General features: G+C 67.5%; 14 protein-coding genes (1 of these 14 cut by a window edge). 4 read left to right on the forward strand and 10 right to left on the reverse strand.

Features of this window, described 5'->3' with window-relative positions; translation table 11 throughout:
- Nucleotides 1–516, forward strand: the end of a protein-coding gene (locus B9N75_RS04055; RefSeq protein ID WP_085217637.1) for an oligosaccharide flippase family protein. The gene continues 960 nt to the left of window position 1, outside the view; 516 of the gene's 1,476 nt are visible here — the last part of the coding sequence; the start codon falls outside the window, past its left edge; its stop codon occupies nt 514–516.
- Here the strand turns inward: B9N75_RS04055 and B9N75_RS04060 are convergent.
- A complete protein-coding gene (locus B9N75_RS04060; RefSeq protein ID WP_085219396.1) occupies nt 513–941 on the reverse strand; it encodes a CBS domain-containing protein in 429 nt (142 codons plus the stop codon). The two genes, B9N75_RS04055 and B9N75_RS04060, sit on opposite strands and share 4 nt — an antisense overlap.
- 61 nt (nt 942–1,002) lie before the next feature.
- Between B9N75_RS04060 and B9N75_RS04065 the strand changes: the two genes are divergently transcribed.
- The gene (locus tag B9N75_RS04065; RefSeq protein WP_172840802.1) at nt 1,003–1,308 is read left to right on the forward strand and encodes a hypothetical protein; all 306 of its coding nucleotides are present in this window, start codon (nt 1,003–1,005) and stop codon (nt 1,306–1,308) included.
- The gene (locus B9N75_RS04070) at nt 1,298–1,699 is read left to right on the forward strand and encodes an acyl-CoA thioesterase (RefSeq protein WP_085217638.1); all 402 of its coding nucleotides are present in this window, start codon (nt 1,298–1,300) and stop codon (nt 1,697–1,699) included. The genes B9N75_RS04065 and B9N75_RS04070 overlap by 11 nt, the downstream gene beginning before the upstream one ends.
- On the opposite strand, the gene B9N75_RS04075 is transcribed toward B9N75_RS04070, so the two are convergent.
- The 9 genes from B9N75_RS04075 to B9N75_RS04115 all read right to left on the reverse strand — a co-directional run bounded on the left by B9N75_RS04075 (nt 1,675) and on the right by B9N75_RS04115 (nt 11,718).
- Entirely contained in the window at nt 1,675–3,180 is a 1,506-nt protein-coding gene (locus tag B9N75_RS04075) for a DUF4139 domain-containing protein (protein WP_244552420.1), read from the reverse strand. The two genes, B9N75_RS04070 and B9N75_RS04075, sit on opposite strands and share 25 nt — an antisense overlap.
- 110 nt (nt 3,181–3,290) lie before the next feature.
- Nucleotides 3,291–4,718, reverse strand: coding sequence for a DUF4139 domain-containing protein (locus B9N75_RS04080; protein ID WP_172840803.1), 1,428 nt, complete (start codon nt 4,716–4,718; stop codon nt 3,291–3,293).
- Nucleotides 4,719–4,854: 136 nt separating this feature from the next.
- The gene (locus tag B9N75_RS04085; RefSeq protein WP_085217640.1) at nt 4,855–5,532 is read right to left on the reverse strand and encodes a DUF4167 domain-containing protein; all 678 of its coding nucleotides are present in this window, start codon (nt 5,530–5,532) and stop codon (nt 4,855–4,857) included.
- Between the two features lie 256 nt (nt 5,533–5,788).
- Entirely contained in the window at nt 5,789–6,610 is an 822-nt protein-coding gene (gene prmC / locus B9N75_RS04090; protein WP_172840804.1) for a peptide chain release factor N(5)-glutamine methyltransferase, read from the reverse strand.
- Nucleotides 6,607–7,680 (reverse strand): peptide chain release factor 1, encoded by a 1,074-nt coding sequence (prfA, locus tag B9N75_RS04095; protein WP_085217641.1) that lies wholly within the window; start codon nt 7,678–7,680, stop codon nt 6,607–6,609. Before prfA ends, prmC begins: the two co-directional genes overlap by 4 nt.
- Before the next feature lie 97 nt (nt 7,681–7,777).
- Nucleotides 7,778–9,022: a histidine--tRNA ligase gene (gene hisS / locus B9N75_RS04100; RefSeq protein WP_085217642.1), complete on the reverse strand. Its 1,245-nt coding sequence runs from the start codon at nt 9,020–9,022 to the stop codon at nt 7,778–7,780.
- Nucleotides 9,023–9,086: 64 nt separating this feature from the next.
- The gene (locus B9N75_RS04105; protein WP_085217643.1) at nt 9,087–10,013 is read right to left on the reverse strand and encodes a hypothetical protein; all 927 of its coding nucleotides are present in this window, start codon (nt 10,011–10,013) and stop codon (nt 9,087–9,089) included.
- A 29-nt stretch (nt 10,014–10,042) separates the two neighbouring features.
- Nucleotides 10,043–11,221, reverse strand: coding sequence for an acetyl-CoA C-acyltransferase (locus B9N75_RS04110; protein ID WP_085217644.1), 1,179 nt, complete (start codon nt 11,219–11,221; stop codon nt 10,043–10,045).
- A gap of 41 nt (nt 11,222–11,262) precedes the next feature.
- Entirely contained in the window at nt 11,263–11,718 is a 456-nt protein-coding gene (locus tag B9N75_RS04115; RefSeq protein ID WP_085217645.1) for a MaoC family dehydratase, read from the reverse strand.
- 91 nt (nt 11,719–11,809) lie between these two features.
- Between B9N75_RS04115 and putA the strand changes: the two genes are divergently transcribed.
- On the forward strand, nt 11,810–14,809 hold the full coding sequence (putA, locus tag B9N75_RS04120; protein ID WP_085217646.1) for a bifunctional proline dehydrogenase/L-glutamate gamma-semialdehyde dehydrogenase PutA: 3,000 nt from the start codon (nt 11,810–11,812) through the stop codon (nt 14,807–14,809).
- Nucleotides 14,810–14,822: the final 13 nt, after the last annotated feature.

Below are 14,822 nucleotides of genomic sequence, written 5' to 3' on the forward strand. Positions count from 1 at the left end.
GTCGCGCCGCTGCTCGTCTGGATCGCGCTCAGCGAATTCGCCTTCACCGCGCTGCCGCTCCACATGGAGATCCCGGTGCTGATGGGGCGAATGAAGAAGCTCCTCGGTCTCAACATCCTCGACACCGTCGCCTCGCTGAGCCTGCTCTTGGTCGGCGCCTGGTTCAGCCTCGAAGGCGCGGCGCTCTCCCGCATCGCCTACGGCGCTGCCTGGTTCGTCATCTATGCCGGCTTCATGCGCCGCCTGATCGGTTTCGGCTGGGGCGGCATGGTCGCGATCTACTGGAAAAGCGCGCTGCTGAGCCTCGCCACCGCGGGGCCGCTGCTCGCCGTCTACGCCTTCGGGCCGCCGCCCGCGGAGGTCGGCTTCCTGACCTTGGCGGCCAGCGGCGCTGCGGGTTGCCTCGCCTGGCTTGCCGGCCTCTTCATCATCCGCCACCCGGTGCGGCACGAAGTCATTGCAATGATCGCCATGCTCGGCGGCGCGGCACGCATCCCGGCGCGGCGCGGCGCCTAAGCGCTCTGGATATATTCGCGCATCGCTTCGGCTTCTTCCTCGATTCGGTCGATCCGATACTTCACCAGATCCCCGATCGAGACGATGCCGACCAGTCGATCGCCTTCGACCACCGGAAGGTGGCGGATGCGCCGCTTGGTCATCTGCGACAGCGCCGACAGGACGCCGACGTCCGATGTGACGGTGATCGCCGGGGCGGTCATCACCTTCTCCACCGGCCAGTCGAGCGCGGATGCCCCATCGCTCTTCAGGCAATAAATCACGTCGCGCTCGGAAAAGATGCCGGCGACGGCGCCGTCCTTCAGCACAGGCACCGCGCCGATCCGGTGTTCGGCGAGCATCGCCACCGCATCGCGCAGCGGCATGTCCCCCGTCACACTGAAGATCTCGCCCGTCCGCCCTTTCAGGATCGCGGCTATCGTCATCGCTCCGGCCTCCTTGTCGTTTTCGCCGAGTCGGCTTGATGATCCCATGCGCGCCCGCCACATGGCAAGCATGCCGCAGCATGACCCGATTCCCCGCCGCGATCTCGAGCGCACCGCGATCGCCTGGACACGCTACAAGCGCCTGATGCGCTGGATGGCGCTCGCCGCCGCGACTTGCGCCATCCTCGCCCTCGCCTGGCTCAAATCGACGGGGTCGCCGCTGCCCATCCATATGGTGATCGCCACGATCGCCGGGGTTGGCTTCTCGGTGCTGCTCGGCACAGGGCTGATGGGTCTCGTCTATTTCTCCAACAACAGCGGCCATGACGATGCCGCGACGACACGAAAGAACGAAGATGACGTCTGACCGCGGCGAACCGATCCTGCGCGTGGTGCCGCGCCCCGGCGACATCAACGCCAACGGCCATATCTTCGGCGGCTGGGTGCTGAGCCAGATGGACATCGCCTCGGGCATCGTCGCCAGCCGCGAGGCGAACGGAGCAGTCGCAACCGTCGCGATCGACGCGATGGAATTTATCGCGCCGATCCTGCTGCACGATCTCATTTCCGTCTATGCCAAGGTCGAGCGGATGGGGCGAACCTCGATCGCGATCCGCATCGAAGTCGTCGCCAGCCGCGACCGCGGCACGCGCGAAGTGAAGGTGACCGAAGGCGTTTTCACCTTCGTCGCGCTCGACGAGAATCACCGCCCGCGTCCGGTCAAAGCGACCGATCAGGACGTGCCGGGAACCCGATAGCTCAGGCTTGCGCTGCCGTTCGCGGGGATCGTGACGCTCCACAATCCGCGGCCGTTGCGCCGCGCCAGTCTGGCGCCTGAGATTTCGCCATCGATCTCCGCCTCGTAGCGAACTGGAGCGGCGGTCGCATTGGTGACCGTCAGCACGCGCCGGTCCTTGGCCGGCGCGGCGATTCGCGCGATCATCTGCGTGGCGGCGCCGATCGCGATCTCGACATCCTCGCCCACTGCGCGGTCTTCGACGAACCCTTCGCCCAGCAGGATGCGGCGCCCTTCCGACGTTCCGAACAAGGCCACCCCGCCCGCCGGGAGCGGCACGCCGAGCCCCTCGGCGCTGCGGTTGCGCGTCGCGAGCACGCGCGTAACTGCGACATCGCCTTCCCCGCTTGCGGCAAAGCGGCTGCGTTGGAGCTGGCGGACGCGGACCCCCGGCTTCACCAGCATCGCGACCTGCTTCTGCGATTTGGCCGCGACCGTGACGCGCTCGGGGATGCGATAGAGCTTGAGGTCACCGAGTTCCTCCTGCTGCGCGACCATCACCGCCTCCGCCATGCGCATCATCATCGGTGCGGCGGGTGGAGGCGGGGGCGCGGGCGGCGGAGCCCCGCCGACACGTGATCCGGTAACGACGATCACGTCCACGCCTAATCCATCGCTCGTCGTGCCTTCCGGCCAGCATTGCAGATGGAGCGGCGGCGCCTGCGGGCGGATCACATTCGCCATCTGCGCGCGGTTGAGCCGCCCAGCGACGGTCTGCGTCTCGGCGTCTGCAAACGATGTCTCGTCGGCGCTCGCCAGCGTCACCCAGGCGAAGAGATCGACGTGATCGCCCGACGGCGCGAGCTCGGCGACATAATTGCCCTGCCAGTCGAACCCGGTCGCGAGATAGGAGAGCGTCACGGTGGCAGGACCACCCGCTCCGCCCGCCGTCCGCACCGAAAGCGTCGGCTTGGCGGAAAGATCATCCGGAAGTTTGTCGTAGACGATCGTCTCGGCGAGGCCGGTGCAGCGCAATGACTCGAACCCGGCCGCGGTCTGCAGCACTACCGCGCCGTCCGGGCCGGATCTAACAACTGCCTCCTGTTCGATCACGTCGCCGGTGGCACGCGATGTGCGGCGCAGATGCACGCGCTCGCCGAGCGAGCGCGCGACAAGGTTGCCCGGAGATAGCAGCATCGCATCTTGGTTCTTCTCGACGACGCCGTCGGGCAGTCCCGTGACGATCGCGCTCTGCGGGAGGATGCCGCCGGCGACGCCCTCGAAGCGGATCTCGCCACCGCCCGGCGGCACTGCGATCGTGCGCGACTCGCTGACCAGCGCGAAGCCGTTTAGCCAGTCGCGATCCATTGCCTGTCGCGCCGGCCGATCGGGATCGCGGTAGATGGTCACCGCGACGGAGGACGGCGCAGCGGAGGTGACGACGGGCTGAGCGGAGACGGGCTGGATACCTGATACCAACCATATCGCAGCGGCCATCCCCATCACGTCATTCCCGCGAAAGCGGGAATCCAGCTTCTTGCCAGCACCCATAAAGAAACAAGCGGGATCCCCGCTTTCGCGGGGATGACGAAGGAAGGACATGAGCCTTCGCCTCAATAGCGCGTATCGAAAGTGGCGGTGACGGTGGCGGTTCCGTTGGCAGGAACCGCGACGCGCCATAGCGCCTCGCTGGAGGAAAGCCGCTCGCTCTTCTGGCTTTCGGCGGTAATCCGCGTGTCGTCCCACCAGGCGTCGAGTCCGCCCTGTTTGAGATCGACGGTCACCGCCTCCGGCCGCGCATTCGTCAGCGTGTAGCGCATGGTCGTGCGCCATCGGCTGTCGCCGAGCCGCTCGCGCGCTTCCACCGTCGGCTGCACCTTCACGTCGAACGCGTCGCCGGTCTTGAGCGACAGATCCGACCCCATCGGCGTGTGCCCGATCGCGCTTTCGCCGATGAACTGCGCGGCGCCGCGCGCGTCCTTCATGTAGACGCGCACCGTGCCGGCGGGGAGCGCATCGCCAAGCCCCTGATCGCGCGAGGTCGAGAAGCGGATCACCGAAGCGGCGCTCTGCGGCTCCTCGCTGCTGCCGAGCCAGGAATTGCGATATTCATAGCCCGCGCTCCCAGGCGCGCCGCTGACATCGAGGAAGCTCACCTGCTTCTGCTGCGCATTGGCGATCGTGGTGCGCGCCTCCAGCGGATAGAGATAGAAATCGCCGAGCCGCTCGCGGTCCGCACTCTCGGTACCTGGCCGGACGACCCGGTCAGGGGGTGGCGGCGGCGGGGGGGGCGGATAGCGGCGATTGCCGGCATAGGGATTGCCGCCCTGCTGCTGCACCGATCCGGCGACCAGCAAGGTCTCGGCATTGTCGAAGGTCGTACCCGTGTTGTTGGTAAGCGTGATCCAGCCCTGCACGTCGATCCGCCCCGCGGCGCGATCGAACAGCGTGACGTAATCCGCCTGCCAGCCGAGACCCGGCGTCAGGTAGCTCAAAGTGAGCGGCCGGCTGCCGCCGCGGCTCGCCTCCACCGTCACCGACAGCGTCGGCCGGGCGCGCAGGTTCGGCGGCACCTTGTCGAAGATCACGCGGACCGGAAGCCCGTCATCGCGCAGCACCTCGATCCGGTTGCCGATCTGGAGCACCACGCCGTTGTTGACCGCCAGCACCCGCGCCCGCTCGCGCTGCTCGCCGCCGGTCGCGGGATTGGTGCGCACAAGCGTCACCTCCTCGCCCACCGCCTTCTGCATCAGCGCGGAGGGCGACAGCAGGTCATAGTCGAAATTCTGCTCGACGATCCCGAAGCCGTCGCCCGACAGGGTGACGGTCTCGGCGCGGATCTGCGCCGACACGTCGGGAAACTCCTGGCGCGAGCGGCCACCCGGCAGATCGACCCGCCGCACGTCCTGCACCAATGCCAGATTGTCGTTGTAGATGGTGACCGAGACATCGCCCTGTGCCGAGCGGCCCGGTGCGGGCAGCACGCCTTGCGCAAACCCAGGCGCAGCGAGCGCCCCCGCGAGCAACAACAAACCCCGCATCGACATTCCCCTCGGATCAGCCGTCGAACAGGTGATCGGAAGCGACAAGCCCTGTCAACGCAAAGAAAAAGGCGGCCGCTTCCGGGTGGAAGGGCCGCCTTTCTCGAACGGGTGATCCGGTCAGCCAGACGCGCGATCAGGCCGCGGGGGCGATGTCGCCATCTTCGGCCGGTCGGGGACGGCGGGTGCGGCGGCGCGGCGCCTCGTCGCCACCTTCCGACGCGATCGCGGGCGGCAGGCTGTCGAGCGCGATCCGCTCTTCGCCATTGCTCTCGTCCTCGCGCGGGCGGCGGGCGCGGGCACGACGCGGGCGCGCCTCACCGTTGCGCTCTTCGCCCTCGTCGCCGGCCTCGCGCTCGAACCGCTCTTCGCGGCGCGGACGTTGGGGCTGGTCGTCCTCGGCGGCGCGCTCTTCGTAGCGGCGCTCATCACGGCGGGGGCGCCGGTCCTGACGGTCCTGGCGATCCTGACGGTCGGCGCGCTCAGGCCGCTCCTGACGCTCATCGGCGGCTTCGTAATCGTCGCCGTCGTCGTCATCGGAGCCGTCGTCGCGTTGGCGGCGCTGCTCCTCGTAACGAGCGCGGCTTTCGCTCAGCACGCGATGATAATGGTCTGCGAACTGCAGGAAATATTCGGTCTGGACACGATCGCCGGCAAGCTGCGCATCGCGCGCCATCGCTTTGTATTTCTCGTGAAGCTGCGCCGCATTGCCGCGCGAGCGATTGTCCTGGCGATTGCCCTGGCTCGGCATCGCGTTCGGCGAACGCGGTCCGCCGCGGCCGCGCCTGCGGCCGGTTTGACGATTGTTGATCAAGTCGGTCCTCGTCTGGTGGTCGTTACTGCCACTCCACTGGCCGGAAACATCGGCCTTTGGCCCTGCCGCTCTGTCCTTGGCACAGCGCGATGCGAGCCTGCGCGAACGCAGTTCCCGCCTCCTCACGCCATTCGCCTGGTGCGATGCAGCAATCGGGGGTCGGCGACAGGAGGCTTCAAGCAGGTTTTGCTGTGAATGGCCCCGGTCCCTGGAACGTTATGTAACTACCCCACCAACAAAAACCAAGCAGAAAAGATCAGTGCGCCAGGACGAGGCAGCGCGGCCGTGACGTAAGGTCGTTGCGCACCGATACGTCGAGTCCGGCGGCACGGAACAGCGCGCCTGCAGCATCGGCCTGGTCGATGCCGATTTCGACGCAGGCTATCCCGCCGGGCGCTATAAGCCGAGGCATCTGCGGCGCGAGGCGGCGATAATCGTCGAGCCCGTCCGGTCCGGCGAACAGCGCGCCCGCCGGTTCCCATTCCGCGACGTCCGCGGGCAGCGCCGCGTCACTCTCCACGTAAGGCGGGTTGCACAGGACGAGGTCGAAGGCTTCATCGATCCCCTCCCCCCAATCGCCGATACGGAATTGCGCTCGATCCGCGAGGCCGAGAAGATCGGCATTGGCTGTCGCCTGCATGAGCGCGTCGGCGGAACGGTCGATGCCTAGCCCGGTCGCGCCCGGCCATTCGGCAAGCGCGGCGAGCAGCAGGCTCCCCGGCCCGGTGCCGAGATCGAGAATGCGGCGCGGCCCGACCTTGCCGAAATGCGCCACCGCAGCGTAGATCAAAGTCTCGCTGTCCGGCCGCGGGATCAGCGCGCCGGGCGCGACCGCGATGTCGATGCTCCAGAAGCCCTTGCGGCCGGTGATGTAGGCGATCGGCTCGTGCGCCATCCGACGATCGACCAGCGCAGCGAAGGCGGGCGGCACCGGCGCGTCCAGCGGCCCGATCAGCATCGCCTCGCGCTCGACGCCAAGCGCATGCGCCATCAGCACCTCCGCATCGAGGCGCGGCGTATCGCTGACCGCCGCAAGCCGCTTAGTGGCGGCGGCTAAAGCGTCCGCTCGGGATATCACGCATCGATCGAGGCGAGCCGCTCGGCCTCGTCCTCGGCGATCAGCGCTGCGATGACTTCATCCAGCCCCGGACCTTCGAGGATTTCGGGCAGCCGACGAAGCGTCAGATTGATGCGGTGATCGGTCACGCGGCCCTGCGGGAAATTGTAGGTGCGAATCCGCTCGGAGCGGTCGCCCGATCCGACCATAGATTTGCGCGCGCCGGCGCGCTCGCTCGCCAGCCGCTCGCGCTCGGCTTCGTAGAGCCGGGTGCGCAGCACCTTCAGCGCCTTGGCCTTGTTCTTGTGCTGCGATTTCTCGTCCTGCTGGATCACTACCAGCCCGGTCGGCAGGTGAGTGATGCGCACCGCGCTGTCGGTGGTGTTGACCGACTGCCCGCCCGGCCCCGACGAGCGATAGACGTCGATCCGCAAGTCCTTTGCCTCGTCGATCTGCACGTCGACATCCTCCGCCTCGGGCAGCACCGCGACGGTGGCGGCGGAAGTGTGGATGCGCCCGCCGCTTTCGGTGACGGGCACGCGCTGGACGCGGTGGACGCCGCTCTCGAACTTGAGGCGCGCGAACACCCCTTGCCCGGTGACCGAAGCGACCACTTCCTTGAACCCGCCAACTTCGGCGCCGCTCGCCGAGATCGTCTCGACCCGCCAGCCGCGGCTTTCGGCATAGCGCTGATACATTCGGAAGAGATCGCCCGCGAACAGCGCGGCCTCGTCGCCGCCGGTGCCGGCGCGGATTTCCAGCATCGCGGCGCGCTCGTCCGCCGCATCGCGCGGCAGCAGCTTCAGCGCCAGATCGCGCTCGGCGCCGGGGAGCTTCGCCTCCAGCGCCGCCAGCTCCTCCGCAGCCATGTCCTTCAGTTCGGGATCGACGAGCATCTCGCCCAGCGACACCTTCTCCGCCCGCAAATCGCGCACCACGCGCGCTGCATCCGCGACCGGCTCGATCTCGGCATAGTCTCGGGACAGCTTGACGAAGGCGTCGGGTGCAAGGCCCGGCGCCGCCATTGCATTGGCAAGCTCTTCCCGCCGCGCCTCGATCTGCGCGATCCGCTCGTCGGAAATGGAGGTCACGCCACCCCCCTTGTCATTCCCGCGAAAGCGGGAACCCAGCGGGCGGATCGTGAAGCGAAAGGTGGATCCCCGCTTGCGCGGGGATGACAGTGAGAGGTCACTTGTCCTTTAGCTCCCCGGCCAAAGCCGTGATCGCTACGGCACGCTGAGCGCCACTCTTCAAATCCTTCACCGACGCCTCGCCCCGCGCCAATTCATCATCGCCGAGGATGATCGCGTAGCGTGCGCGCATGTCATTTGCCTTCTGCATCCGGCGCTTCATGTTGCCCCGCCACGCCATGTCGGCGGTAACGCCGCCGCGACGCAGCTCGGCAAGGATGCGTCCCCCTGCCGCTTCCGCTGCTTCGCCGAGCGGAATGATGGCAACGTCGATCCGGTCGCCTTCCGGCGCATCGATCATCATCGCCAGCCGCTCGATCCCCGCTGCCCAGCCGACCGCAGGCGTGTGCGGACCGCCGAGCGCCTCGATCAACCCGTCGTAGCGCCCGCCCGCCAGCACCGTGCCCTGCGCGCCGAGCCGGTCGGTGACAAACTCGAACGCAGTGTGGCGATAATAATCGAGCCCACGCACCAGCCGGCCGTTGCGCGTCCATTTGACACCGGCAGCGTCGAGCCCGGCGGTGACCGCGGCGAAGAAGTCGCTTGCCTCGCCGGTCAGGAAATCATCGATCGCGGGGGCGGCATCGGCGATCGGCCGGTCGCGCGGATCCTTGCTGTCGAGGATGCGGAGCGGATTCTTGTCGAGCCGCGCCAGGCTGTCTTCGGAAAGATCGCCGCGATGGCCTTGGAAATGATCGACCAGCGCACGCCGCCACGCCTCGCGCGTCTCCGCATCGCCCAAAGTGTTGAGCTGGAGCGTGATGCCGTCGGCGATGCCGAGTTCGCGGAGAAGCTGGTCGGCGAAGGCGAGTAGCTCGACATCGGCCTGCGGCGCGTCGGTGCCGATGATCTCGGCATCGAGCTGGTGGAACTGGCGGTAGCGCCCCTTCTGCGGCCGCTCATAACGGAATACCGGGCCGTGGGTCGCGAGTTTGAGCGGCGCGTGTTGCTGCCAGCCTTCCGAAAGATAAGCGCGGCAGATGCCGGCGGTGAACTCGGGGCGCAGCGTAATGGAATCGCCGCCCTTGTCGTCAAACGTGTACATCTCCTTCGAGACCACATCCGTCGTCTCGCCGATCGAGCGCGCGAACACGTCCGTGGCCTCGAACACCGGCACCTCGACGCGGCGGAAGCCGTAGAGCCGCCGCACGCGATCGAACGCGGCGGTCACGGCATGGAAGCGATCCGCCTCCTCGCCGAAAATATCCTGCGTTCCCCGTATCCGCTGCGGCTTCTTGCTCATGCGCTGCGCCTTAGCCACACCGCCATGCGCGCGAAAGGCGGAAATCCATCCGCGGTTTTGGGCGTCAGCAGTCGCCCATCGCCTTGAGGCTGCGTTCGAGCAGGGGACGGACGGTGGCAGCATCCATCACCGCAAGTTGCTTGAGATCGCGTGTGCGGCCCAGGTCCTGGGCGACCAGCAGACCGACATAATAGCCGAACCGTGGCGGCAGCCGATCGTCCAGCCGGCCGCTGCTGAAGAGCGCGCGATAATCCTTGGGGTCGGTGGAATCGAGCCGGGTCAGGACCGCGCACACTGCGTGCGTGCGGTTCGCGTCCACCGCTGCGCGGATCGGCTCAGGCTGGGTCAGCAGCAGCGCGGCATCGTCCGCACCCGGATTGAGCGTCTTCGCGACATGCACCGCGAGTCCCTCCGCCCAGAGCGCGCACCACATCTGATCACATTCCGGGAACGTGCGCGTGTGCAGCAGGTGGAAAAGCTCATGATGAAAAAAGGGCTGGATGCTGTCGTCGCCGTGCAGCTTGGCGAGCATGTCCGCGCCGAACAGCAGCCGCACACCCTCCGGAAGGTTGCGGGTGCCACCGTCGAATTCGCCCAGGCTGTTGACCAGATAGACCGGCGGATAGCCGCGCATCGGCCCGAACTCGGCCTCGAAACTGGCCAGCGCCGGCGCGATCGACGACGCGAATTGCGCACTGACTTTCGCGATCGCGTCGCGGTTTTCGGGATAAGCTTTCAGCGCCTTCAGCAGATGCTTGTCGTATAACGCCTCATCGACCTTAATCCGGCGATGATCGTAGAAGCCCGGCAGCTTCGCCGCGAACGCCTGCTTGAACGCGGTGACGCGCGCGGCGTCGTCAAGCGCCTGCGTCGCGTCCCAAGTCTTCGCGAAATCGTCGGTGAGATCGACAAAGGCGAGATCGCTGGCAACCGGTGCCGCCGCGCTCAAGGTCAGGCTCAGGCCCAAGGCCAGCAGGGTGCGGCGGATCATCGCCGCACCCTAACAGATAATTTTGGTGCTCAAAGCACTTCGAACAGTCCCGCCGCGCCCATGCCGCCTCCAACGCACATGGTGACGACCACCCAGCGCGCCCCCCGGCGCTTGCCTTCGATCAGCGCATGGCCGGTCATCCGCGCGCCCGACATGCCGTAGGGGTGGCCGATCGAGATCGCACCGCCGTTGACGTTGAGCTTGTCGCCCGGAATGCCAAGCCGGTTCTGGCAGTAGAGCACCTGCACGGCGAAGGCCTCATTCAGCTCCCAAAGGTCGATATCCTCGATCTTGAGGCCGAAGCGCTCGAGCAGCTTGGGCACCGCGAACACCGGGCCGATGCCCATCTCGTCGGGCTCGGTGCCCGCCACCGCCATGCCGACATAGCGGCCGAGCGGCTTGAGACCCCGCTTCTCGGCAAGGCTCGCCTCCATCAACACCGATGCCGAGGCGCCGTCGGAAAGCTGGCTGGCATTGCCAGCAGTGATCACCGCGTCCGGCCCCATCACTGGTTGAAGGCTGGTAAGACCTTCGAGCGTCGTGTCGGCGCGATTGCCCTCGTCCTTGCCGATGGTCACTTCGCGCTTGGAGGTCTCGCCGGTCGCTTTGTCCTTGTGGAGCATGGTGGCGCTAACCGAGACGATCTCGTCGTCGAACTTGCCCGCTGCCTGCGCCGCGGCGGTGCGCTGCTGCGATTGCAGCGCATAGGCGTCCTGCTCGGCGCGGCCGATGCCGTAGCGCTTGGCGACGACTTCCGCGGTGCCGATCATCGGCATGTAAATGTCCTTGTGCATCGCGACGAGCTCGGGATCTGAGCCGAGACGCATCTCCGGCGTCTGCACCATGCTGATCGATTCGACGCCGCCCGCGACACAGACGTCCATGCGGTCGACGATGATCTGCTTGGCGGCGGTGGCGATCGCCATCAGGCCCGACGCGCACTGACGATCGACCGACATGCCCGCGACGGTGACGGGAAGGCCGGCGCGTAGCGCCGCGGTGCGGCCGATGGTCGCCTGCACGCCCTGCTGGAGCGCGGCGCCGATCACCACGTCGTCGACTTCCGCCGGATCGACGCCGGAACGCTCGACCGCGGCGCGGATGGCGTGGGCGGCGAGCGTCGGCGACGGGGTGGCGTTGAACGCGCCGCGATAGGCCTTGCCGATCGGGGTGCGGGCGGTGGAGACGATCACGGCGTCGCGGGTCATTGCTGGTTCCTTTTCCTTGGCGCTCGCTGCGCGGCGGGGTTTTAGATGAAGATCATGCCGATCCATTCGGCGGTCAATGCGGGGCGCTCCTCGCCCTCGATCTCGACGCTGACTTCGTGGACGAATTGCCACTGGCCGGGGCGTTTCTCCTCGGCGGACGTGAGGCGGAAATGGCCGCGCACGCGCTTGCCGGCGCGGACCGGCGAGATGAAGCGCACGCGCTCGAACCCGTAGTTGACGCCCATCTTCAGCCCTTCGGGAACCAGCATGACATCGGCGGCCATGCGGCTCAGCAGCGAAAGCGTGAGAAAGCCGTGCGCGACGGTGCCGCCGAACGGCGTCTGCGCAGCGGCGGCCGGATCGACATGGATGAACTGATGATCGTCGGTCACTTCGGCGAAGGTGTCGATCGCCGCCTGGTCGATGGTAATCCAGCCGGATGCGCCGAGATCGGAGCCGACCCGTGCCTGAATGTCCGCGATGGTCGTCTGTTGCATCCGTCCCCCGATTGTCGCGCCCCGCGCGACTGGCTAACGGGCGCTTGTAGGGCCGCAGCGCGGCAGGACTCAAGTTTCGGGAGTGCATGGAATGGCGGACGCTACGGCACGCGCGCGCGGCGAGATCGACCGGCTGTATCGCCTGCCCGAGCCCGAGGTGCTGGCGCCGCTGCTGAAGGACGCCGCGCTCGATCCTGATTCGCGTCGCCGCGTAGAGCATCGTGCGCTTGGCATGCTTGCCGAGCTTCGTGCCGCGCAGTCGACCGGCTGGGTCAACCAGTTCCTCCAGGAATATCGGCTCAACACGTCGGAAGGCGTCGCACTGCTCAGCCTCGCCGAAGCCTTCCTCCGCGTCCCCGATCCCGAGACCGCCGACGATCTCATCGCCGACAAGCTGGGCGACGGCGATTGGCGTGCGCACACCGGCCGCTCGCACTCGGGCCTCGTCAATTCCGCCACCTGGGGTCTCGTCATCGGCCGCGCGCTGGTCAGCGAAAGCGAGCAGGCGAGCGCGCTGAAGCGCCTCCTGTCGCGCGCCGGCGAGCCGTTCGTCCGCCAGGGCGTCGGCGCGGCGATGCGGTTGATGGGCGAGATATTCGTGATGGGCCGCACCATCGACGAAGCGATCGGCCGGATGGGCAAGCGCGACAACCGCGGCTTTACCGCCAGCTTCGACATGCTCGGCGAGGCGGCGCGGACGACGCCCGACGCCGAACGCTATTTCGCGGCCTATGAGAATGCGATTCGCGCGGTCGGGCGGGTGTCCGAGCAGGGCCATTCGATCTCGGTAAAGCTCTCCGCGCTCTATCCCCGCTATGAAGTCACGCAATACGATCGCTGCGTCCCCTCGCTGATCGAGCAGGTCGAAGCGCTGGCGACATTAGCGGCGCACGTCGGGATCCCGCTCACCATCGATGCCGAAGAGAGCGAGCGGCTCGAGATGAGCCTCGACATCATCGAGGCGGTGGCGAAGCTGCCGGCGCTCAAGGGCTGGGACGGGCTCGGCATGGCGGTGCAGGCCTATGGCAAGCGCGCGCGGCCGACGATCGCTTGGGCCGACGCGGTCGCCGCAGCGACCGGCCGCACGATGGCCGTCCGGCTGGTAAAGGGCGCCTATTGGGACAGCGAGATCAAGCGCAACCAGGAAGGCGGCCTCACCGATTATCCGCTGTTCACCCGAAAGGCGGCGACCGACGTCTCCTACCTCGCTTGCGCGAAGGACATGCTGGCGGCGAAATATATCCGCCCCGCCTTCGCCACCCACAACGCGCTGACCGTTGCGACCATCCTCGAATGGGCGGGCGCCGCGCGCGATTTCGAGTTCCAGCGCCTGCATGGCATGGGCGAGGGGCTGTACGAGACGCTGGTCCGCGATCAGGGCTATGCGACGCGCATCTACGCGCCGGTCGGCGGGCACCGCGATCTCCTCGCCTATCTCGTCCGGCGGCTGCTGGAGAATGGCGCCAACTCCAGCTTCGTCCACCAGCTCGCCGACACGACGCTGACCGACGTCGATCTGCTCACCGATCCGGTCGACAAGATCGCGCGGGTAGGCGGCACGCGGCACCCTTCGATTCCGCTGCCCGAGGATCTGTTCATGCCTGAGCGCAAGAACAGCCGCGGCCTCGATCTCAGCGACGATACAGAACTGGCGCGGGTGAAGGCGGCGGTGAATGCGCCGCTGCCTTTCCTCGACAAGAAGGCACCGCCGAAGGGCGACGACGCGTCCCGGGCGCAGTCCGCGGTCGCCACGGCGTTGCGCGGCTTTCCCGCCTGGTCGCGGCGCAGCGTTGAGGACCGCGCCGCCTGCCTCGACCGGCTGGCCGATCTTCTCGAGCGCGAGCGCGACACGCTGATGGCGCTGGCGGTACAGGAGGCGTTCAAGACCATCCCCGATGCGCTCGCCGAGGTGCGCGAGGCTGTGGACTTCTGCCGCTATTATGCCGCGCAAGCGCGCAGCCGCCTGCAGCCGATCGAGCTGCCCGGGCCGACCGGCGAGCGCAACGTGCTGCGCATGGGCGGGCGCGGCGCCTTCGTCTGCATCGCGCCGTGGAACTTCCCGCTGGCGATCTTCCTCGGCCAGGTGAGCGCCGCGCTTGTCGCCGGCAACACGGTGATCGCCAAGCCCGCCCCGCAGACGCCCGAAATTGCGGCCTTTGCCGTGGGCCTCGCGCACGGCGCGGGGATCCCCGAGGATGCGCTCGTCTATGCGGCCGGCGGGCCCGATATGGGCGCCGCGCTGGTCGCCGATCCCCGCGTCGCCGGTGTCGCCTTCACCGGGTCGACCGCCACCGCCAAGCGGATCGCGCGCAGCCTGGTGGCGGACGACGCGCGTCCGATCGTGCCGCTGATTGCCGAGACCGGCGGCATCAACGCGATGATCGTCGATTCGACCGCGCTCCCCGAACAGGTGGTGGCCGACGTCGTGACCTCCTCGTTCCGTTCGGCCGGACAGCGCTGCTCGGCTCTGCGGCTGCTGGTGCTGCAGGAGGAGATCGCGGACCGCACGCTGGAGATGCTCAGTGGTGCGATGGACACTTTGGTGGTCGGCGATCCCGGCGATCCGCGCACCGATGTCGGGCCGGTGATCGACCAGTCGGCCTATGACCGGCTGATGGGGCACCGCGCGGCCATGGAAAGCCGCTGGCTGAAGACGCTACCGGTGCCCGCGCAAGGCCTCTTCGTCCCGCCGACGCTGATCGGCGTCGAGCGGATCGAGGACGTCCAGCAAGAATGGTTCGGCCCGCTGCTCCACGTCACGACTTGGAAGTCGGGCAAGCTCGCCGAGACGATCGAGCGGGTGAACGCCTCGGGCTATGGCCTCACCATGGGCCTCCATAGCCGCATCGCGCGCGCCGCCGACACGATCGAGGATCTGGGCGAAGCGGGTAACCTTTACGTCAATCGCTCGATGATCGGCGCGATCGTCGGCTCGCAGCCGTTCGGCGGTGAGGGGCTGTCCGGCACCGGGCCGAAGGCGGGCGGGCCGAACTATCTGCCCCGCTTCTGCGCCGAGCGGGTGACCAGCACCGACACCACTTCGGCGGGCGGCAATGCGACTCTGCTCTCGCTGGAGGATGTCGGCATCTGACGCGCTTCGTCGG

Origin of the sequence: Allosphingosinicella indica, assembly GCF_900177405.1 — a bacterium.
Lineage (GTDB): Bacteria > Pseudomonadota > Alphaproteobacteria > Sphingomonadales > Sphingomonadaceae > Allosphingosinicella > Allosphingosinicella indica.